19 protein-coding genes, 1 tRNA gene and 1 pseudogene are annotated in these 20276 nt (G+C 67.4%); 6 read left to right on the top strand and 15 right to left on the bottom strand.

The window, feature by feature from the left end; translation table 11 throughout:
* Nucleotides 1-103: 103 nt before the first annotated feature.
* The 3 genes and pseudogenes from CHINAEXTREME_RS22545 to CHINAEXTREME_RS11420 form a co-directional block, all read right to left on the bottom strand.
* Nucleotides 104-1212: pseudogene (locus CHINAEXTREME_RS22545) on the bottom strand (tyrosine-type recombinase/integrase).
* 157 nt (nt 1213-1369) lie between these two features.
* A tRNA-Glu gene (locus CHINAEXTREME_RS11425) sits at nt 1370-1444 on the bottom strand.
* A 202-nt stretch (nt 1445-1646) separates the two neighbouring features.
* Nucleotides 1647-3116 (bottom strand): helix-turn-helix transcriptional regulator, encoded by a 1470-nt coding sequence (locus tag CHINAEXTREME_RS11420; protein WP_007143679.1) that lies wholly within the window; start codon nt 3114-3116, stop codon nt 1647-1649.
* A 178-nt stretch (nt 3117-3294) separates the two neighbouring features.
* On the opposite strand from CHINAEXTREME_RS11420, the gene CHINAEXTREME_RS11415 reads away from it, so the two are divergent.
* Nucleotides 3295-3873 carry an MBL fold metallo-hydrolase gene (locus tag CHINAEXTREME_RS11415; protein WP_007143678.1) on the top strand — a complete coding sequence of 193 codons (579 nt, stop codon included), beginning with the start codon at nt 3295-3297 and terminating at the stop codon, nt 3871-3873.
* Nucleotides 3874-3927: 54 nt separating this feature from the next.
* Here CHINAEXTREME_RS11415 and CHINAEXTREME_RS11410 read toward each other — a convergent pair whose 3' ends face one another.
* The 10 genes from CHINAEXTREME_RS11410 to CHINAEXTREME_RS11360 all read right to left on the bottom strand — a co-directional run bounded on the left by CHINAEXTREME_RS11410 (nt 3928) and on the right by CHINAEXTREME_RS11360 (nt 12608).
* The gene (locus CHINAEXTREME_RS11410; RefSeq protein ID WP_007143677.1) at nt 3928-4761 is read right to left on the bottom strand and encodes a hypothetical protein; all 834 of its coding nucleotides are present in this window, start codon (nt 4759-4761) and stop codon (nt 3928-3930) included.
* A 1-nt stretch (nt 4762) separates the two neighbouring features.
* Nucleotides 4763-5035: a DUF5827 family protein gene (locus CHINAEXTREME_RS11405; protein WP_007143676.1), complete on the bottom strand. Its 273-nt coding sequence runs from the start codon at nt 5033-5035 to the stop codon at nt 4763-4765.
* A gap of 95 nt (nt 5036-5130) precedes the next feature.
* Nucleotides 5131-8331 carry an FAD-binding and (Fe-S)-binding domain-containing protein gene (locus CHINAEXTREME_RS11400; protein WP_007143675.1) on the bottom strand — a complete coding sequence of 1067 codons (3201 nt, stop codon included), beginning with the start codon at nt 8329-8331 and terminating at the stop codon, nt 5131-5133.
* Between the two features lie 186 nt (nt 8332-8517).
* On the bottom strand, nt 8518-9120 hold the full coding sequence (gene sod / locus CHINAEXTREME_RS11395) for a superoxide dismutase (RefSeq protein ID WP_007143674.1): 603 nt from the start codon (nt 9118-9120) through the stop codon (nt 8518-8520).
* 202 nt (nt 9121-9322) lie between these two features.
* Nucleotides 9323-9721 (bottom strand): DUF7344 domain-containing protein, encoded by a 399-nt coding sequence (locus tag CHINAEXTREME_RS11390; protein ID WP_007143673.1) that lies wholly within the window; start codon nt 9719-9721, stop codon nt 9323-9325.
* A gap of 309 nt (nt 9722-10030) precedes the next feature.
* Complete coding sequence (ndk, locus tag CHINAEXTREME_RS11385) at nt 10031-10495, bottom strand: nucleoside-diphosphate kinase (RefSeq protein WP_007143672.1); 465 nt, start codon at nt 10493-10495, stop codon at nt 10031-10033.
* On the bottom strand, nt 10495-10845 hold the full coding sequence (locus tag CHINAEXTREME_RS11380; protein WP_007143671.1) for a 50S ribosomal protein L24e: 351 nt from the start codon (nt 10843-10845) through the stop codon (nt 10495-10497). The genes ndk and CHINAEXTREME_RS11380 overlap by 1 nt, the downstream gene beginning before the upstream one ends.
* A 3-nt stretch (nt 10846-10848) precedes the next feature.
* Nucleotides 10849-11073, bottom strand: a complete 225-nt coding sequence (locus tag CHINAEXTREME_RS11375; protein ID WP_007143670.1) for a 30S ribosomal protein S28e — start codon at nt 11071-11073, stop codon at nt 10849-10851.
* Nucleotides 11074-11084: 11 nt separating this feature from the next.
* Nucleotides 11085-11447, bottom strand: a complete 363-nt coding sequence (gene rpl7ae, locus CHINAEXTREME_RS11370; protein WP_007143669.1) for a 50S ribosomal protein L7Ae — start codon at nt 11445-11447, stop codon at nt 11085-11087.
* A 249-nt stretch (nt 11448-11696) separates the two neighbouring features.
* Nucleotides 11697-12608, bottom strand: a complete 912-nt coding sequence (locus CHINAEXTREME_RS11360; RefSeq protein ID WP_007143668.1) for a DUF7351 domain-containing protein — start codon at nt 12606-12608, stop codon at nt 11697-11699.
* A 185-nt stretch (nt 12609-12793) separates the two neighbouring features.
* Between CHINAEXTREME_RS11360 and CHINAEXTREME_RS11355 the strand changes: the two genes are divergently transcribed.
* Together CHINAEXTREME_RS11355 and tmcA are read left to right on the top strand one after the other, a co-directional pair.
* On the top strand, nt 12794-13765 hold the full coding sequence (locus tag CHINAEXTREME_RS11355) for a CPBP family intramembrane glutamic endopeptidase (protein ID WP_007143667.1): 972 nt from the start codon (nt 12794-12796) through the stop codon (nt 13763-13765).
* A 65-nt stretch (nt 13766-13830) separates the two neighbouring features.
* The gene (gene tmcA / locus CHINAEXTREME_RS11350; protein ID WP_007143666.1) at nt 13831-16134 is read left to right on the top strand and encodes a tRNA(Met) cytidine acetyltransferase TmcA; all 2304 of its coding nucleotides are present in this window, start codon (nt 13831-13833) and stop codon (nt 16132-16134) included.
* A 5-nt stretch (nt 16135-16139) separates the two neighbouring features.
* On the opposite strand, the gene CHINAEXTREME_RS11345 is transcribed toward tmcA, so the two are convergent.
* Nucleotides 16140-16877 carry an SDR family NAD(P)-dependent oxidoreductase gene (locus CHINAEXTREME_RS11345; protein ID WP_007143665.1) on the bottom strand — a complete coding sequence of 246 codons (738 nt, stop codon included), beginning with the start codon at nt 16875-16877 and terminating at the stop codon, nt 16140-16142.
* Nucleotides 16878-17059: 182 nt separating this feature from the next.
* Between CHINAEXTREME_RS11345 and CHINAEXTREME_RS11340 the strand changes: the two genes are divergently transcribed.
* The 3 genes from CHINAEXTREME_RS11340 to CHINAEXTREME_RS11330 are packed head-to-tail and all read left to right on the top strand — an operon-like array spanning nt 17060 to nt 18383.
* The gene (locus CHINAEXTREME_RS11340) at nt 17060-17545 is read left to right on the top strand and encodes a DUF456 domain-containing protein (RefSeq protein WP_007143664.1); all 486 of its coding nucleotides are present in this window, start codon (nt 17060-17062) and stop codon (nt 17543-17545) included.
* Nucleotides 17546-17603: 58 nt separating this feature from the next.
* A complete protein-coding gene (locus CHINAEXTREME_RS11335) occupies nt 17604-17783 on the top strand; it encodes a hypothetical protein (protein ID WP_007143663.1) in 180 nt (59 codons plus the stop codon).
* A 30-nt stretch (nt 17784-17813) separates the two neighbouring features.
* On the top strand, nt 17814-18383 hold the full coding sequence (locus CHINAEXTREME_RS11330) for a GNAT family N-acetyltransferase (protein WP_007143662.1): 570 nt from the start codon (nt 17814-17816) through the stop codon (nt 18381-18383).
* 54 nt (nt 18384-18437) lie between these two features.
* Here CHINAEXTREME_RS11330 and CHINAEXTREME_RS11325 read toward each other — a convergent pair whose 3' ends face one another.
* Nucleotides 18438-20201 carry a glutamate--tRNA ligase gene (locus CHINAEXTREME_RS11325; protein ID WP_007143661.1) on the bottom strand — a complete coding sequence of 588 codons (1764 nt, stop codon included), beginning with the start codon at nt 20199-20201 and terminating at the stop codon, nt 18438-18440.
* Between the last annotated feature and the right edge of the window lie 75 nt (nt 20202-20276).

Raw genomic sequence — 20276 nt, 5'->3', positions numbered from 1 at the left:
CGCTTCCGATAAGGCAGCCTCTCGTCGTTACTCCCCCCGTCAGTGGAAGGAACGTAGGGTTTTGCGAAAATAACTAGTTCGGGGCAGCGATCGTTCGCGTTCGTTAGCCTATCCGGTCGAGGGCGTCTTGCCGGTCCTCGACGGGTACCTGATCGTACTTCATGGTCGTCTCCGGACTCTTGTGACGAAGCTGTGTCTGTGCGGCCGCAAGATCCTCTTCACGAGTCATGTACGTCCCCGTGGAGTGCCTGATGGTGTACCAGCTCATCTGTCGATCTTCGTAGTCGATGCCAGCGGTGTCGCACAGATCGTGGAGAATTCGTCGCAGGGCGGCAGCGCCGTACGGGTTTCCTTCTCGCGTCAATCACAACTCGCCTCGCCTCTCGTACACATCGTACGTCGCACGCTGATCGAGCCACCGCTCGAGCGTGGTGATCGTGCGACTACTGAGGCCGACTCGCCAGTTGTCCTCGTTCTTTGAGCTGTCCTCGATGGGGGTTCGCAAGATCCCGTTATCGAGATCGACCCACTGTACTACGGCTCGACCTCGATCGGGCGCAGTGCGGCGTCGAGACTGACGCTGACGAGACTGGGGATCTTCCAGTCGTTGGCCCGTTCCCAGTCCTGTTTCGTGATCTCGTCGACTGGTTTCTCGATTCGCTGAGCGAGGTACGCCGCGATCTTGCTCCGTTCACGGGGTGAGACGTTGTTGTACGACGGAACGCTCCCGTACTGGAGCGCGGCTTCTCGGACGAGTTGGCGCTCCTGGAGCGTGAGGTAGTCCCGGGGTGTCGTCGTTCTGCTATCGGAGGCGAACGTGATCGTCGGCTCCCACTCGTCGCCGCCCCGCTCGTGGGCGCGCCATTTGAACAGCATCCGAACGGCCTTCTGACACAGGTCGCGGTGCGTGTCGCTGCAGTCGGCGTAGGCCAACTCTTGCATCCACGCGTCGGCGTGTTCGTGGGTAACGGCGGTGGTGTACTGTTCTTCTTCGTCCCACGCGTACCGGTAGAACTGGTCCATTCGGTAGATGCGGTTCTTGACGGTACTCTCCGCGTATCCCTTGGCCTTCTCGGGGTCGATGCCGAACGTGAGCAACCACTTGATCGTCGCTTCCCGCTCGGACCGGTAATCCACCAGTTGACGCTCGCTGAGGCGGTTTGCGGTCGGCTCCGGGACGACGGCGAAGTCGCTCAGGTTCACGCCGACCACCGGTGGGTAAGTCCTGCGAATCGGATTGCAGGGTAAATCGTTCTAATCGCTGTACAGCGCCGGGGTGACCAGACCTTCTGAATCGAATTGCCTTCGAGCCACATGGGTACATGATGATAGCACGGGCTCGAAATCAGGAGACGGCGGCAGAAAGGAGTGCTCCGACGGGGATTCGAACCCCGGTCATTGCCTCGAGAGGGCAATATGATTGGCCGGACTACACTATCGGAGCGTTCCGCGAGTGCATCTTATCGTTACGCGGTACGATGTTTAAGCATTCCGTTTCGAACCGAACTTGGTTCGAGATAGCACAGGACTAAACGGGAGACGGGAGTCGACTCTCGGCGGACGACGAACAGCGAAACGGACTCGAGCAGAGATCGATAGTCCAGACGCGTATGGAAACGGTGGAAGCCGTACGCCACGAACCGGCGTTATTCCTCGAACGGCGATTTCGTCGCTTCCGGTTCGAAGCCCTCGAGGCTGATAATGTTCTCGCGGCCGACGCGGAGTTTGCTAATAGTATCTTCCTCCTCCATGTCGGAGAGCAGCATGCTGACCTTGGATTTGGACCAGCCGGTTTCTTCGACGATGTTGACCTGTTTCATCCGGCCACCGTTCTCCCGGATGAGTTTGACGACACGGTCCTCGTCGGTAAGGAGTTCGTCGTCGGGTAAGGGCTCTGTCGTCGCGTCGTCGCTCCCGCTCGAGGCGGATGCGGAACCGCCCGATTCCGTCGCAGCCGCCTGCGGCGGAGCGTCGCCAGCTTCCGACGTCCTCGTGGGGTCGGGGTCGGGGTCGGGGTCGGGGTCGGGGTCGGGTCCGCTGGTAGTCGAATCGGCACTCGACGGCGCGTCCGGGGCGTCCCCGTCGGAGCGACGTCGATACCAGACGATAGCGCCCGCCGCGCCGAGCACTACGGCGAGCGCGATTCCTGCGGTGAGTAGCCAGGAGCCGTTGTCGCCGCCGACGGACGACATAGGTGGTGAGTCGGGCGTCGTGCTGGCCCCCGCACTACCCCCGTCGCCGGCCGGTTCGAGGACGACGCGCGGACGCCCATCGATGAATTCCCGCTCGCCGGTCCAGCTTACGGAGTCCGCGTTCTCGAGGCTCTGTCCGACGTACCGCCCTTCGGGTTCGACGGTTCGGAACTCGAGGTCGTCCCCGGGCTGGACGACGATCGACTGGTCTTCTGCGATGTAGATGCCCTGGAAGACGTCGCCGACGACGATCCGATCGCCGTCGGTGTCCTCGCTGTCGACGGTCTCGGCGAACCCGATCCAGGTGAACGACATCTCGACGACGCCGACCGGGTTGAGGCCCTCTTCGACGTATGCGGAACGATCGAAGTCGGTCGCCTCCATCTCTCGGTCGGTGGCCTCGGCACCGGTGTCGGTCATCGCTTCGGCCTGGTTGACGAACCGTTCGTAGAGCGGGGGAACCTCTCCATCGCTTCCGTCGTCGCCGCCCCCATCCGAATCGGCGTCCGAGTCGGCGTCGGAATCGGGGTCGAACTCCGCCGCGAACTCCTCGAAGTTCGTCCGCTGTTCGGCGGCGTCGTCGCCACTGAACCGCTGTTCGTACCTGAAGGTCCACGTCGCGCTCCCGTTTTCGTAGACGGTGATTTCGAACGACGTCGTATCGAAGTTCCGGGAGTCGATGTTCGTTTGCCCACCGAAGTCGGCCGCTGAGGCTACTGGCTCGGCCTGTGTGGACTCGAGGTCGGCCGTCGTGGGTTGCTGTCGGTCCAACGAGTGGGGCTGGGCGTCGGCGACAGGTTCGGACGGCGCGTCCGACGCGATGCCCCCGCCGGCACCATCGGTCGCCATCGCCGGGCCGCCGAGGCCGACGATCCCCAGGAGAATCGCGAACGCGAGCAGTCCGACGAAGGCCGGCCGGTTCATTCGTTTTTCACTACGTGCCGTAGCTAAAAATGCTTGTGAATACGCGGATCGTCATTTGGATCGTCCACCTCCTCGAGTTCTCGGAATACGATTGCTCTCTACCGACTCGAACGACTCCGGTCCTACGTCACGTTCCGGGGTCGACACGCACAAACCGGTCGACGCCGTACTCGAGCGCATGATCGACAACCTCGCGCAGGGCGTGCAGGCGTTTACGAGCAACGTCTTTCTGGTCGACGGCGACCGGACGGTCCTGATCGACGCGGGGGCGAACTTCGACGTCGTCGACGCGGTCCGCTCTCGAGTCGACGGTCTGGACGCCCTCCTTCTGACACACACCCACCGGGATCACGTGGGCAACCTCGAGGACGTGAAGTCGGCCTTCGACGTCGACGCCTGGGGCTACGATCCCTCGATCGAGGGGGTCGACCGCGAAATCGCCGACGAGGACCGCGTCGCGATCGGGAACCACGAGTACCTCGCGCTCCACACGCCCGGCCACAAGGACGATCATCTCTGTTTCTACTCGGCCGAGGCGGGGGTGCTGTTCGCCGGCGACCTGGTCTTCCAGAACGGTAGTTTCGGCCGGACGGACCTCCCGGAGGGGGACCGCGGGACGCTGATCGAGAGTCTCGACCGCGTCCTCGAGATCGTCGACGAGGACCTGTCGGAGTTACACACCGGACACGGACCGAGCGTGACGACGGAGCCGTACGATCACGTCGAACTCGCGGCGCGGATGGCGCGCCAGGTCTGAAAGGTGCCAGGCCTGAAAGGTGCCAGGCCTGAAAGGCGCCAAAGGGGAACGGAGTTATCGCTCGCGCGCGGCGGCCAACAGCGCGTCGTAGGCCTCCCCGTAGGCGTCGGCGATCCGGCCGGGATCGGCTCGCGCGTCGCTGCCGAGCGGCGGCAACCGGACGCGGTCGAACGGCTCCAGGTAGTCGACGACGTCGCCGACCCGTTTCTCGAGCGCGCCGTCGACGGGGCTCGAACTGGCGATCTCGCAGGCCCGACAGTACCGATCCCCGCGGTAGAGGGTCGCCCGGCCGGGTTCGACGACGGCCACCGCGGCCACGGCCGCCGGATCGAGCGACGCGAGCGGGAGCGCGATGTCACCGTAGGATTCGACGACTGCGAGGTCCCGTGCTTCGATCTCAGTGGCGAGATCCTCGAACGTCGGGACGTACCGCTCGGCCGAGACCTCGTTCAGTTCCTCGACGGTTTCGACGGGGATTGCGTCTTCGAGCGGCAGGGAGTCGGCGACTGGGTCGGGAACCTCCGCGGTGGCGTTCCGGACGTAGGTGACGTCGTCGCCGTCCGGACGACCGACGCGGTCGACCAGGAACTCCCGGTCCGCCCGGCCCAGCAGGCCGGACCCGCCACCCGGGGCCGGCCGCCAGAGCCGGTGCACGGGGTTTAGGTCCTCCGGCCCCCGACCCCGCCCCTCGGCGTCGGCGAGTCGCTTGGCGTCTTTCCCGTAGAGACGGCCGTCCGCGATTGCGTGCCGGCAGTCGTCGTGGTCGAACCAGTAGTCGTTGCCCGCCCGCGGCTTGTAGCCGGTCCCGCCGGTCCGTGCGAGCAAGCCCACGGAGAAGGTGGTTTTGCCGGCGTCGACGCGGTCGGCTCCGACGACGAGCAGCAGCATCCTATTCGTCGGATTTCAGCCCGTAGTAGCCCGGTTCGTCGTCGTTGCGCGGCTCGGCGACGACGAGTTCGTCCGCGTTGATCATGATCCAGGGGATCGCCCAGTCTAACAGGACGTCCTCGGTCTCGCGTTCGATCTCGGCGTCGGGTTCGAGGCCCTGCAGGAGGCGGGCGATCTCGTAGACGGTGTACATCTGCTCCGGCTCGAGGAGTTCCTCCGGCGTGTAGAAGTCACACGGCGGGAGACTGTCGAACTCGGATTTGGGAACTGGCATAGCGGGTAGTACCGGATCGGCCCACAAGACCGCACCGATACGCAACGAGCTCCGGCGATCAATGGGAACTGCCCCGCCGTTATCGGCTCCGCGAGTCACGCCGCATCGAGCGCGCGGGCGAGCGCCTCGACTGGATGCTCCGGCCGCGACCGCCCCTCGAAGTCGCCGATCTGCGTTCGACAGGAGACGCCGGGTGCGACGACATCGGCACCGTCGCTCGCCTCGAGTTTCCTCCGGAGGAGGTCACCGATCGACCGGGAGAGGTCGTAGTGTTCCGCCTCGTAGCCGAACGAGCCGGCCATGCCACAACAGGTCGAGTCGACGGGTTCGACGCGATAGCCGGCTCTCCGGAGGACCCCGACCGCGTGGTGGTCCGCGCCGCGGGCCTTCTGGTGGCAGTGTCCGTGGTAGGTCAGTCGTTCCCGGCGATCCGGGTCGAAGGCCAGATCGTCGTCGAGTCCCCGCCGATCGAGGTACTCGAAGACGCCGTAGCTGTTGTCCGCGAGCCGATCGACCCGACTCCGGGTGTCGTCGACCGCGTCGCCCCACCCCCGCTCGCCGCCGTCGGCGGCCGTGCCGGAGTCGGCGAGCAGCGACCGGTACTCGTCGACGACCATGGACGCGTCCGACGGCTCGAGGAAGACGACCGACCACCCCCGGTCGAGGTACGGCTCGAGATCCGCGAGCAGTTCCCGGCCGCGCTCCCTGGCCTCCTCGAGCAACCCCTGGGAGTAGGCCGCCCGTCCCGTCGACCCGAGGTCGGGGATCGCGACGCGGACGTCCGCAGCCTCGAGCACCTCGACCGCCGCCTTCCCGACCTCGGGGCTCGAGTGATTCGTGTAGGTGTCCGGGAAGAGCACGACCCCGTCGACGGCCCGGTCGGGATCGACCCGGGGACCGCGCGCGGCGAACCAGTCGACCAGCGTCTCCCGTCGGAACGTCGGCAGCGACCGGTCGGCGGCGATCCCGACCGTCCGCTCGAGGAGCCGCCGCGCGCCGGGGAGGGCCGTCGCCCGGTTGGCGACCGGCGCGAGCCGGCTCCCGACCGCGGCGAGCCGGTCGATATTCGCGAACAGCCGGTTGCGAAGCGTCGCCCCCTCTCGCTTGCGGTACTGGCCTTTCACCTCTGCCTTGAGCTTCGCGAGGTCGACGCCGGTCGGGCAGTCGCTCTGACAGCCCTTGCAGCCGATACAGAGGTCGAGCACCTCCGACTGGAACCGCTCGTCGTACAGCTCCTCGGGGTCGATCTCGCCGCTGATCGCCGCCCGGAGCAGGTTCGCCCGGCCGCGGGTCGTCGCGATCTCTTCTCCGGTGGCCCGGTAGGTCGGACACATGACGTCGCTGCCCGTCTGGCGGCAGGTACCACAGCCGTTACAGAGTTCGACGAGGTGCGAGAAGCCGCCCTCCTCGTCGAAGTCGAGTTCCGTCCGGGGCTCGAGCGATGCGTAGTCGGGGCCGTACCGGAGGTGCTTGCGGCTGTCAGTGGGGTCACCGTCACGGGGATCCCGTGACGAGCCTTCGCTCGGGTCGGTCGCGTCGCTCGCGGAGACGTCCTCGCGGTAGACGACCTTGCCCGGGTTCATGCGCCAGTCGGGGTCGAACGCCGATTTCACCTCCTTGAACGCCGCCCACAGCTCCGGACCGTACAGCTTCGGGTTGAACTCCGTGCGAGCCAGTCCGTCCCCGTGTTCGCCCGAGAAGGCCCCGCCGTGCTCGAGGGCCAGGTCCGTGACGTCCGCGGCGATCGAACGCATCGTCTCGACGCCGTCCTCGGTCTTGAGGTTCAGCACGGGCCGGATGTGCAGCGTCCCGGCGCCGGCGTGGGCGAAGTATGCTGCGGTCGTATCGTGGTCCTGGAGGACGTCCTCGAACCGCGTAACGTACTCCGCGAGTTCGTCCGGCGGGACCGAGGCGTCCTCGACGAACGGGTACGGTTTCGGATCGCCCTCCATGCTCATCAACAGCGGAATCGCCGCCTTCCGGAGCTTCCAGAGCCGCTTCTGGTCGGCGGGATCGAGGGCCTCGAGAGACTCGACGGCCGCCCCGTTCGCGACGAGGCGGTCCCGCGCGTCGTCGACCGCGGCCGGGAGGTCGTCGAACAGTTCCGAGTCGAACTCGAGCATCAGCGCCGCGGCGGTATCGTCGGGGATCGGCGCGGCGTACTCGGCGTACTCCGTCGAATCGGCGGCCAGCCGGAACACCTCGTCGTCCATCAACTCGACCGCGCTGGCCTCTAGTTCGAGGGCCGCGGGAACGGCCGACAGCGCCTCGAGCAGGTCGTCGTAGCAGGCGACCAGCAACGCGGTCTCCTCGGGGCGGGTAACGAGCGACAGCGTCGCCTCGACGACGACGCCGAGGGTCCCCTCGGCCCCGACCAGCAGTTTCGAGAGGTTGATGATCCGCTCGCCGTCCTCGCGGGCTTCGCCCGCTCGGGCTTCCGAAGCGGTAGCCCCCTCGTTCTCTCCGGGTTCACGGATCACCTTCTGGAGGTTGTAGCCGCTGACACAGCGTTTCAGGTCCGGGTACCGCTCCTCGATCTCCGCCGCGTTGTCCTCGACGACGGCCCTGACCGTCCGGTAGATCTCCGCTTCGCGGTCGTCCTTCGAGACGATCCGGTCCCATTCCTCGCTGTCGAGGACGACGTCGCGAGCCTCGATGATCGAGCCGTCCGCGAGGACCGCCGTACACTCCTCGACGTAGGCGTCTGTGATCCCGTACCGGACCGAGTGTGCTCCCGTCGAGTTGTTCCCGATCCCGCCGCCGATCGTCGCCCGGTTCGACGACGCCGGGTCCGGAGCGAACTTCAGCCCGTGGGGCTCGAGCGCGTCGTCCAGGTCGTCCTGGACGACCCCGGGCTGGACGACCGCCCGACGCTCGTCGGGATCGATCTCGAGGATCACGTCCATGTGTCGCGAGAGATCGAGTACGACGCAGCCGGGACCGACGGTCTGGCCGGCCAGCGAAGAGCCCGCACCCCGCGGGAGGATCGGCACGCCGTGGTCGCTCGCGACCTGGACCGCCGCCCGGACGTCGTCGACGTCCCGCGGCAGGACGACGCCGGCGGGCTGTGCTCCATATATGCTCCCGTCGGTCGCGTACAGCACTCGCGTATACTCGTCGAAGCGGACGTCCCCGCGGCAGGCGTCCCGGAGGTCGGCGGCTAACTCCGCTTGCGCTTGCCCGCTCGCTCCCCCTCGTGGCTCCCCCTGGTCGGACCTCGAGCCCGTCTCCACGTGTCGATTCGAACCCGTTCGCTGTTCGGGATCGCCGACGGCGTCGGTGTTCTCGACGGCCATACCGGCCCCTCAACAGCCGTTGACATAAACCATGGTAGTCAATCACAGTGGACGAAGGCAGCACACGCGGCGAGGCGATAGAACCGTATCGAGAGGGACCAGCACTCGAAACACTGTGTGGGAAACGCGAGACACATCGCTCCCGTCGACCGCTCGAAAGAAAATCGGGGTTGACTTACTTGTCGCTTACTCGAAGTGGTCGAGGCACTTCTGGTACTCCTCTGCGGCCTTGTCCCAGTCGACGACGTCGAAGAAGGCGTCGATGAAGCTGCCGCGGTCCGGACCGTAGTCGTAGTAGTAGGAGTGCTCCCAGACGTCCAGCGCGAGGATCGGATGGGAGCCCCAGAGCGCACCCTGGTCGTGTTTGTCGACCGCGACGTTGCGCAGTTGCTTCGCGACCGGATCGTACACCAGCAGTGCCCAGCCACCGGCGGCACCGGCTGCGGCCTCGAACTCGCCCTTCCAGCCCTCGTAGGAGCCGAAGTCCTCCTCGATGCGGTCGGCGAGGTCGCCCTCGGGTTCGCCGCCGCCATCGGGGGACATGTTCTCCCAGAACAGCGTGTGGAGGTAGTGTCCACAGCCGTTGTGGGTAACGTTCGAGAGCGCGCCGGGCGTCGAGTCGAAGTCGCCCGACTCGCGGTTCTCCGCGAGGGTCTCCTCGGCGGAGTTGAGGCCGTTTACGTACCCCTGGTGGTGGGTGTCGTGATGCCAGGTGACGACCTGTTCGGAGATCGCCGGTTCGAGTGCGTCGTAATCGTATGGGAGCGGTGGTAGTTCGTGGTCAGTCATAAGTACACACCTGTGACGTTTCTAACGGTATCACTCCTGTTAAACGTTGAGGAGTGAAACGGTATCATGTCTCACGAGATCGGTGTTCGAGTGGTCCGAACTCCATCGCGATCCACCACGAACTCGGTCTTAAACCTTTCAGCGCGCTCGAGCATCCGGGCAACCGGGCTTCGAGCGCCGTCGCTCGGTGTCGCTGCTCAGGCTACAATTCCTTGTGTTCGGCGTGCTCGAGCCACTCCTCGAGCGACGGCTGGCTCCAGTAGCGGACCGTGTCGCTTCGCTGATCGTGTTCGACGACACCGATCTCAGCGAGTTTCGGCAGGTGGACGTGTCGGAGTTCCGTTCGGATCCCCTCTTTGCGTTCCGACTCGGTTTCCGGCCCGCCTGTGCTCGCGCTCTCGCCGCCGGTCGAGTCCTCTCGGCTCTCGAGGGCCGCGATGTGATCCGTGAGTTCGCCGACGGTCGCCACCCCGTCGCCCCGGTCGTTGAGATAGTACAGCGCGTATCGGCGACGACGATCGGACAACAGGTCGAAAACCCGGTCGAGCGACGGCGTCACGTCGGCCGTGCGAACAGCCGACGCTCGTTCGGTTTCACGCATCCCCAAACCACCTACCGTGAGTTACCATTCGAAACCACCAGCAGCCTCTACTGCAGCCGACACATTAGATGTTACGTCTACCGAAATCTCGATCTGTATTAAATGATCTACTATCGGCCGGAATTATAACCCGGTAAATCGACGATCGACTGTCGATCAACCGGCCGCTTCCGGCGTGATACGGATTCTGTAACCGCCAGCAGGCACTCTTCGGGGAAGAACGTGAGATGGATCGACGGAAGAGTATCCGTCGAGTGTGAGAAGGCGAGTTCGAGTTCGAGTGTGACTGTAAGTACGAGTACGACTAGCTTACTCGTAGAGCCACTCTGCGTCGTGTTGCTCGTAATCGATCAGTTCGTCCTCGTCGAAGTGGATCGCGATCTCACGTTCGTTGGCGCCCTCGTCCTCGTGGTCGGCCGCGTGAACGACGTTCCGACCGAGGTCGAGCGCGTAGTCGCCACGGATGGTGCCGGGCTCGGCCTCGAGCGGGTCGGTCGCGCCGATCATCTGGCGGACCTGACGGGTCGCGTCCTGGCCCTCCCAGACCATCGGGACGACCGGGCCCGAAGTGATGAAGTCGACGAGGTCGTCGTAGAACGGCTTGTCCTCGTGTTCGGCGTAGTGCTCTTCCGCCCGTTCGCGGGGCATGTTGATGACCTTGATACCGACGAGCTTCAGCCCGCGGTCCTCGAGTCGGGAGATGACCTCGCCGACCAGGCCGCGCGCGAACGCGTCGGGCTTGACCATCACGAAGGTGCGTTCGTGCTCGCCCATCAGGCCTCACCCTCGGCTTCGGCGTCTTCGGTCTCGTCGACCGTCTCGTCCCCGGCGGGCACGTCTTCTTCTTCGTCTTCCTCGCCTTCGTCCTCGTCCTCGACGACCTCTGTCTCTTCCTCGAGGTCCTCGGATTCGGCGGCCTCCTCCTGGTCGGGCCCCGCAGGACCCTTGCCGGCGCGACCTTCCGCGGTCCACTCGAGGTCGCGGGGCTCGCGGCCGAGCTTGTAGTTCTTCTCGGCCTTGGAGTCGACGAAGTGGAGCACGGTGCCGTCGTTTTTGACGTACATGATGCCCGTGCCGGGCTCGATCTCTTCGCCCGTGTAGTCGCAGGTGCGTTTCTCGACCATTGGTTACTGACCTCCGATGGCGTCCGCCTCGCGGGCGGTCTCGCGAAGTTGGAGGACGTCCCCTTCGCGGACCGGCCCGAGGCAGTTCCGGGTGATGATGCGTCCCTGATTCTCGCCCTCCTTGATCCGGCACTTGACCTGCATGGCCTCGCCGTGCATGCCGGTCTTGCCGACGATCTCGATGACCTCGGCGGGCGTGGATCCGGTTTCTTCCTCTTCAGCACTCATCTCTGATCACCTCAGTCGAGGTCCTCGACCTTGTCGGCGATGTCTTCGACGTCGCCGGAGGCCTCTCCGGCGTCGACGATCGCCGCGGCGGCCGAGCCGACTTCGAGACCGGCAGCGTGGCCGACGTCGTCCTGGGTCTCGATGAAGACGACGGGGATGCCCTTCTCGTCGGCGAGGTCGGGGATGTGCATGACGATCTCTTCGGGCGAGACGTCTTCGGCGACGTAGACGAGCTCGGCGTTGCCGCGCTCGATCGCCTTCGTCGTTTCGTTGGTTCCTTTCTTTACTCGTCCGGTGTCTCGTGCGACCTCGAGCGCCTCGAGGGCGTCGTCGGCGAGGTCGGCTGGGATGTCGGTTGTGACGTAGACTGACATTGGTTGTTCACCTCTCCTACGCGTGGGCTCGCGCTCCCCTGCCGTCCGGGGCGCTGGTCACCCCTGGCCGAACTGAGTTCGGCGGAAGTCCTGTGTGGCTAGGAGCATCATCAACCCCGCGTAGGGTGTACTACGGAGTAGCGTTGCCCCCCTTAAAAGCGTGTTCAAACGCGCGAGGGGGTGAGAGCCGTCCGCACGGTTCCGGCACGCTCCCGTGATGACGATCCGGTCCGGTGGTCCGGTAATCGGTTACCCTCCGTTCCCACCACCGTCGTCGCCAGCGCTCTCCCCGGCCGGTCCCTCGAGCCGGGTTCGGCCCGCGGCGACGTCGAAACCCAACTGGAGTTCGTCACCCTCGAGCCGAACCCTACAGCGGAGCCGCGGCGGATCGCGGCTCACCACCGTCGAGTCGACGGAACCCCCGTCAGCGAGCAGCGGGCTCCAGGGTGGTATCTCCCGGGCGTCGATCCCGTGCTCGTGGAGAAAGGCGACGACGGCCGGATGATCGAGGAGGAAGACGCCCGGTGCGCCGAACCCGGCGACTCCGCAGTGGCGACAGCGATACGTCACATGGGGGCGCTCGGCCGGCCCCTCCTCGAGCGTGCCCTCCGTCGTGCCGTGACACAGCGGACACACTCCCCGTCGGACGAGCGACGTGTGGTAGTGGGCGACTGCCGTCGCCGCGGTCACCAGTTCGTCGGCCGAACGGCGCTCGAGTTGGCTGCGGGGCATCAGAATCTGGGCCGCAGCGTGGTCGTTCGCACACGCGATGCGCAACAGGCCGTTCTCGTGGCGACACTCGAGGGGTTCGTCGCACTCCGGACAGGGCCCGACTTCCTTCGCGACGGTCCGCAGTTCGTGTTCCTCGTAGAACCCCGCCGCGAGCACGCTCGCGAGGTACGCGCCGCGTTCCGTCAGCCGGTAGGTTCCCCGTTCGGTCCGCTCGACGAGCGTCCCCTCGAGCGGCTCGAGGTGGTAGGAGAAGTTCCCCGTTTCCCGGCCCTCGACGCGCCGCCTGAGTTCCGAGAAGGACAGGTCACGACCGTCGCGGTCGTCCCCCAGTCGAGCCGCGAGTTCGGCGACGATCCCCACCCGCGTCTCGTTGGTGAGCAGATCGAAGACCCCCGTGCGGTCGGTCCACCGCGTTCGATCGTCGGCCATCCCCTGGACATCTAATCTCGAGAACAATAATACGCTACGGCTCAGTTATACGGGCCGAGCGTCCGCATTCGAGATCAGATGCGACCGTCCATCCGCTACCGGATCGTTCCCCTGACCGACCGACCGGCCGGACGGCGATCAGCCGACTCCGTCCCGCCCTCGGCCCTTTCGCCGGTGGTAGACCGATGACCGAACCGAGCCGCCTGCGCCGTCTCGTCTCGAGGATCGTCCGTGGCCGGGACGACCCCCGCCCACGGGCTATCTGGCGGATCGCGGTTCCGCTCTTGACGGTCCTGGTGATCGGGGCCGGCGTCGTCCCCGGCGTCCTGTCGGCCGCGTTCGGCCTCGAGCCGGCACCGCCGTGGGCCGGTCTCCTCTCGAACGGGTCGGCCGCCGCCGTCGCGGCCCTGGTTCTCGTCGGTTCGGCGCGGGCGCTGGATCGGCGACCGATCGCCGAGTATGGGTTCGACGCGTCCCGGGAGTGGGGACAGCAGTTCGGGATCGGCGTCCTCTTCGGGGGTGCGGTGCTCGGGTTCGCGTACGGGATCGGCTACGCGGTCGGCAGCGTCAGGATCGAAGGGGTCCTCTCCCCCGGATCCGTCGGCTCGCTTCCGCTCGGTATCGCCGCGTTCGCCGTCGTCTGGCTCTGCGTCGGCTTCTGGGAGGAGGTCGTCTTCCGAGGGCTGTTCGTCACGAACGCGACCGAGGGATTGGCCTCCCGATCGCTGTCCCCGTGTGCGGCCACCGTCGGTGCCGTCGTCGTCTCCTCGGTCGTCTTCGGGTCCCTCCACGCGCCAGCGTCGGCAGTTCCCGGGAACGCCTCGCTCGCCGGGATGCTCGTCGTCTGGACGCTCATGGGCGGACTGCTCGCGGTCACGTACGTCCTCACCGGTCGACTCGCGGCCCCGATCGGCGTTCACTTCGCGATCAACTTCGCGGCGAACAACATCCTCGCCGCACCCGTACCGGGACAGCCGGCGACGCCGACGATCGTCCGGACCGCCGTCACCGGCCCCGGCCTGTGGCACCCCATCGGCGGGCTGCCGATGGTGATCGCAGTCGCGGCTGGCTACGCCGTCCTCGCGGGCTGGTGGGTCCGACAGCCGGACGGCACGCCGATGGGCTGGCCGAACGCTCCCGGTCGGACCGACTCGTAGCGGCCCCCGCTTCTCGCCCCTCGCGGTTCCGGTGCCTATTACTCTCGAGGCGCGAAGGCGAACGTATGGACGACGTCGCGGACCTCGCGGCGGCGCTCGCCGCGGAGGCACGAGATGCGAACGAGCGCCGGGCCCTGGTCCTCGCCGGTGATCGCGAACGCGGGTACGAGGCGCTCGAGGCGGTCCTCGATTCGCTCCCGGTGCCGATCACGAGCACCACGCTCGTCGGCCCCGAGGACCGACTGCGCTGCGAGCAGATCGAAGGCGTTCACGCGAGCGAACTGCTCGGAACGACTCGCGATATCGTCGCCATCGACGCCCACGACGGACTCCGCCCGAACGCCCTCGGGAAGGTCGTCGGCGCCGTCGACGGCGGCGGCCTGCTCGTGCTCCTGACCCCGCCGCTCGAGGAGTGGCCGGACCGTCGCGGGTCGTTCGACGAGTCGCTCGCGGTCCCGCCGTTCGCGCTCGCGGACGTTTCGGGCCGGTTTCGCCGGCGGCTCGTCGATACCCTTCGGGACCATCGGGGCGTCGCGATCGTCGACCTCGAGGCCGGCCGGATCGCGGACGACGGGCTGACGGATCCCGCGCCGCGCCTTCCCGAAGTCGACGCCGATGCCGTCGACCCGCGGTCCGACCCGTCGTCCGACCGTCGGTTCCCGGCCGCAGCCTACGAGGCCTGTCTCACGAGCGACCAGGCCGAAGCGGTCGAGGCCTTCGAATCGCTTCGCGCGGGCGAGGAGGAATCACGCCGCGCCGTCGTGCTCGAGGCCGACCGCGGGCGCGGGAAATCCAGCGCCGCGGGGCTCGCGGCCGGCGCGTTCGCCGCCGACGGCGCGGACGTGCTCGTCACGGCCCCCGACGCGCGCAACGCCCGCGAGGCGTTCGACCGGGCCGGCGAACTCTGCGAGACGCTGGGGGTCGCCTCGAGCGTCGACGGCCGCCACGTCGAGACGACGGCGGGCGGCCGGGTCCGGTTCCTCGAACCCGCCGCGGCCGTCGACGCGGTCGGGGAGGCGGACGTCGTGATCGTCGACGAAGCCGCCGCGCTGCCCGTCTCGCGGCTCGAGGCGTTCCTCGCGGCCGACGCCGTCGCGTTCGCGACGACGATCCACGGCTACGAGGGTGCCGGCCGCGGGTTCTCCGTTCGGTTCCGGGACCGACTGGCTGGAAGCGATCACGAGGTGACCGAACGGACCCTCGTGGAGCCGATCCGCTACGCCGCGGGCGACCCCGTCGAGGTATGGGCCTTCCGGGCGCTGTTGCTCGACGCCCGGCCGCCGGTCGAGCCGCTGGTCGAGGACGCCGCCCCCGACAGCGTCGAGTACCGGCGACTCGAGCCCGTGGACCTGCTCGCGGACGACCGCCTCCTGCGGGAGGCGTTCGGGCTGCTGGTGCTCGCCCACTACCGGACCGAGCCCAACGACCTCGCGCGCCTGCTCGACGCGCCGAACCTCGAGGCTCGCGCCCTCGTCCACGACGGCCACGTCGTCAGCGTCGCCCTCCTGGCTCGCGAGGGGAACCTCTCGGCGGAGACCCGCGCCGAGATGTACGAGGGCGGCCGCGTGCGCGGGAACATGCTCCCGGACGTGTTGACCAGCCAGCTCCGGGACGAGGAAGCGGGCGCCCCCGCCGGACTGCGGGTCGTCCGCATCGCGACCCACCACGCGGCGCGCTCGCGCGGGCTCGGCTCGGCGCTGCTCGAGCACGTTCGCGACGAGTTCGCGAGCGACGACGACTCGAACATCGACTGGCTCGGCACCGGCTTCGGCGCGACGCCCGGCTTGCTCGAGTTTTGGCGCGAAAACGGCTACCGGACCGTTCACGTCTCGACCACCCGCAACGACGCCAGCGGGGAGTACTCGGCGCTCATGCTCGCGCCGGTCTCCGGGGCCGGGCAGCGGCTCCGCGACCGCCACGCCGCGTGGTTCGCCCGGCGGTTCTCCGCGCTATGTACCGACTCGCTCGCCGACCTCGATCCCGACGTGGCCCGCGCGGTCCTCCGGAGCGTCGACGCCGACGCCGCGCCGCCGCTCGAGGTGAGCGACCACGAGTGGCGCGTGGTCGGGGGCGCAGCCTACGGCCCGGGGCTGTTCGACGTCGACCCCGGCCCGTTCCGCCGGCTGATCGTCCGGTACTTCGTCGAGGACCCGGCCGACGTCGACCTCACGCCGCGGGAGGAGCGGCTGCTGGTCCTCCGCGGGCTCCAGGGGCGGGAGTGGCCCGCCGTCGCGGACCGGCTCGAGTACCCCTCCGCGGGGCAGTGTATGCGCGCGCTCGGCGATGCGGTCCGGCCGCTGGTCGACCGATACGGGGTCGAACGCGGAGTCGATGCGGCCCTCGAGGTCCGGGAACGGTTCGGGGAATAGCGCGTTCAGGACAGCGCCCGCCGAAGAATTGCGTTCGGCACCAGCGACAGCGTCCACGCCACGAGCCGCCACCGCCGCGTGACGTACGCGTGGGTCTTCTCCTTCCGTATCGCGCGGACGATCTGCTTTGCTGCCGTCTCCGGGGAACACTGCCAGAACGAGCCGTAGGACATCTCGGTGTCGACGAAGCCTGGTTCGATCGTCGTGATCGTCACGTCCCCGCCGGAGCCGGCCTGTCGGGTTCGCAGTCCCTCGAGGTAGCGCGAGACGAACGCCTTCGAGGCGTTGTACGCCTGCGTGCCGCCGTTGCCGAACCGACTCGCGACCGAGGAGATGCCGACGAGGTGCCCGCCCGTCTCGCCGGCACGGCCGGAGCGTTCCTCGAAGTACGAGATCGCCGCCGTCGCGATCGCCGCGAACCCGCGGACGTTGACGTCGATCGTGCGCCGTTCGGACGCCCACTCGAGGTCGTAGTTGACGTCGGCGACGCCGGCGCTGACGACCACGAGGTCGACCGACGGCATCGCCTCCGCGAGCTGGAAAAAGCCCTCGCGGGCGTCCTCGGGGTCGGTGACGTCCATCGTCGCGACGTAGGACTTGGTCGCCAGTTCCGAACCGATCCGTCGCATCCGTTCCGTCCGTCGGGCCGCCAGCCCGACCACGTAGCCGTCGTCGGCGAGTTCGCGAGCCAGCGCTTCGCCGATGCCGGACGAACCGCCGACGATGATCGCGCCGTCTGCCATGGGTGGACGTTCAGCCGACGGAAGGTAATCGTATCGACTCGAGAGACGGTCCGCTCTGCGGAGGGGTAGAGAGGTGTGAGCCGTATCCGTCCTCGAGGTAGCGGGGTTCGGGCTCGGGGCTCAGCCTTCCCCCTCAAGGTGCCGACAGCACGACTTTGGCGTCGGCCCACGTTCGTCGGGGTATGGTCGACGCGATCACGGTCCTCGCGGTCGCCTTGCTCGTCGCCGCCGTCGCCGGCACCGTCGTGCCGCTGGTCCCCGGGGGTCTGCTCTCCCTGGCCGGCGTCTACCTCTACTGGTGGCACTCCGGCTTCACAGAGCCCGGCGCTCTCACGCTCGCCGTCCTGACGTTGCTCGGCGTCTTGACGCTGCTCGTCGAGTTCTTCGGCGGCTCGATCGCGGCGAAGGCCGGCGGCGCGTCGTGGGGAACGACCGCCGCCGCGGCCGCCGTCGGGATCGTCCTCATGGTCGTCACCGGCCCGATCGGGCTGCTCGTAGGGCTGTTCGGGACGGTCTTCGCCCTCGAGTTCGTCCGCGACGGCAACGTCGACGAGAGCGCGCAGTCGGCGCTGTACGCGACCGGGGGCATGCTCGCCTCGACGGCCGCCCAGGCGCTGCTGACGGCGACGGTCCTGTTCGGCTTCCTGATCGCCGTGTTCCTGCTGTGAGCGTGGGCGGGGACGGAACCGGGGAAAGGCTCAACTCGTGGCTCCCGTTCACACGACTATGGAGTGTTCCGAAGCGGAGTGCCAGCGGCCCGCCGCCGTCGAGTTACACATCCCGTGGGCCGAGAACCGGTACGTCTGTGCCGCTCACGCACGGGTCCTCGGTCGGCAGGACGGCGTGGTCGCCGATCCGCTCCCGGAGCGGGCCGACGACCTCCTCGAGTCGGAAGGACAAGGGTAAGCCGGCCTCCGCCGAACGTCGAGTACAGACATGGAGATCCGTCGACTCCCCGCAGACGAAGCCGCCGTCCGTCGCTATCTCGAGAGGCTCTGGGTGCCCTTCAACCGCGAACTCGAGGGAATAGCCGAGGGGTTCGCGCTGGCCGACGACGTCGATCCCGTGGAGTCGGAACTCGAGTACCGGCTGGACCGTCTCGAGGAGGACAGTTACCGGGCGTGGGTCGCCGTCGACGCTGACTCCGGTCACAGTCGCGCTCGCGGTCGTGGTCGCGAGCAGGAGCCCCTCGCGGAGGTAGACGGCGAGTTCGCCGGGTTCGTCGCGACCGAGGTCGACGAGCCCCCGTCGACGTTCGACCGTCCGGATCGGCTCGTCATCCGTGACATCTACGTCGGAGAGCCGTACCGCGGGACGGGGCTGGCTCGCGAGTTGATCGATCGAGCCAGGACTCGAGCGCGCGAACGGGGCTGTTCCGAGTTCGCGCTCGAGGTCGACGTCGAAAACGAACGGGCGCTCGCGTTCTACGAAAAACTGGGGTTCGAGACCGTTCGGCGGACGATGGTGGCTGACGTCGACGCCGACGTCGGTGACGGAGCGGAATAGCGGTCGGTCCCCTCCGACGCCCCTCCGACGACTCGAGGCGATCCGTGGCCGCGATCAGGGATGCGTGTAGTAGGCGACCGTCTCGTCGTCCTCGTGCCGATCGATCCGGGCGAAACCGACTCGCTCGAACTGAACCATCTCGTCGCTCTCGAGGTCGGCGACTCCGGGTTCGGCCCGACCCGACACGTCGCCGGTCATCGTCCGCATTCGGACGGGAACGCTCTCCTCGGCGGGGGCCCAGTGAACGACGTCGACGTCGCCCTCGCGGACGACCTCGATGTCCTCGCCGGTGTACTGGAGCCTATCCCGGGTGTACTGGAAACAGCCCAGCCCCTTCAGCCAGACGCGGCCCTCGCGGTCCGGGACGTCCTCGGGCTCGAGCAGGACGGCGTCGCCGACGGGGATCTCCCGGACGCCGCGGTCCTCGTGATCGGGGTGCAGCGGCGGGTTCGCCTCCTCGGGGGGGCTGCCGCCAAGCGGGAGCTCGGTCCCGTCGCGGACGAGGAACCGGCGGTCGGTCTCGTCGTCGATCAGTTCGCGGTTGTTGGCGTAGATCGAACTCATCGCGAGGTCGACGTCGCTGGTCGAGGTGCCGAGTTCGACCATGGCGTCGACGATGGCCTCGCCGCGGATCCCGCGTCGGCGGAGGCTCTTGAGCGTCGGCGCGCGCGGGTCGTCCCAGCCGTCGAGTTCGCCCTCCTCGATCAGTTCCGAGATGGTGGAGGTGCTCATCTTCACGTCGTAGGCGTCCAGTTGGACGTGGCCCCAGTGGACGACCTCGGGGTACTCCCAGCCGAAGTAGTCGTAGACGAACTGCTGGCGCTTGGCGGAGTCCTGCAGGTCGATGCCGCGAATGATGTGGGTGACGCCGGTCAGCTGGTCGTCGATTCCCGACTGGAAGTCGAGCATCGGCCAGCAGCGGTACTCGCTTGCCTCCTCCCGTGGGTGTGGCGTATCGATCATCCGGAACGCGACCCAATCCCGGAGTGCGGGGTTCTTGTGCTCGATGTCGGTCTTGACCCGCAGGACCATCTCGCCGCTCTCGTACTCGCCGTCGACCATCGCCTCGAACTCCTCGCGGACGGTCTCCTCGTCCTTGTCGCGGTGCGGACAGGGCTCGCCCGCGTTCTTCAGGTCCGAGAACTCCTCGCCCGAACAGGAGCAGGTGTAGGCGCCGCCGAGCTCGATCAGTTCGCGGGCGTGGTCGTAGTAGATCTCGAGGCGGTCGCTCGCCCGATAGACCGCGTCGGGTTCGAACCCGAGATACTCGAGGTCCTCGAGGATGGCGTCGTAGGCCTCGAGGTCGGGCCGCTTGGTCTCGGGGTCGGTGTCGTCGAACCGAACGCAGAACCAGCCGTCGTAGCGCTCGCGGTAGGTACCGATGACGGCGGGCATCCGGGCGTGGCCGACGTGCCAGGGGCCGTTCGGGTTCGGCGCACAGCGCATCCGGACCTCGTCGTACTCCTCGGCGTCCTGATGAGTTTGCGAGTCAGGGCTCGCGGAGCTCGGCTCCGCGGCGTTCGGGAGGTCCGGGAGGTCGTGTTCGTCTTCCTCTTCGGCCTCGATCTCCTCGAGTTCGTCGGGGGCGAGTTCCTCGAGTCGCTCCCGTTTCTCCTCGTAGGGGAGGTCGTTGACCCGGCCGACGACGCCGCCGATGACGCCCGGAATCTCGTCGCCGTGCTCGCGGAACTCGGGGTTGTCGCCCATCAGCGGCCCCATGATCGCGCCGACGTCGGCGTCGCTCTCGTGTTTGACTGCGTTCAACAGCGCGTGTTTCTCGGCCTCGCGCTCGACGCGCTCGCGCAAATCGTCGTTCATTATCGAGCGGTATTCGTGCCCGGACCAAAACCCCCGCGGTGTCGGCTCGCCGATTCCGGTCGCGCGCCGAGCCAC

Source organism: Halobiforma lacisalsi AJ5 (assembly GCF_000226975.2).
In the GTDB taxonomy this organism is placed as follows: Archaea; Halobacteriota; Halobacteria; order Halobacteriales; family Natrialbaceae; genus Natronobacterium; species Natronobacterium lacisalsi.
This window is presented reverse-complemented; position numbering and strand designations above follow the sequence as displayed.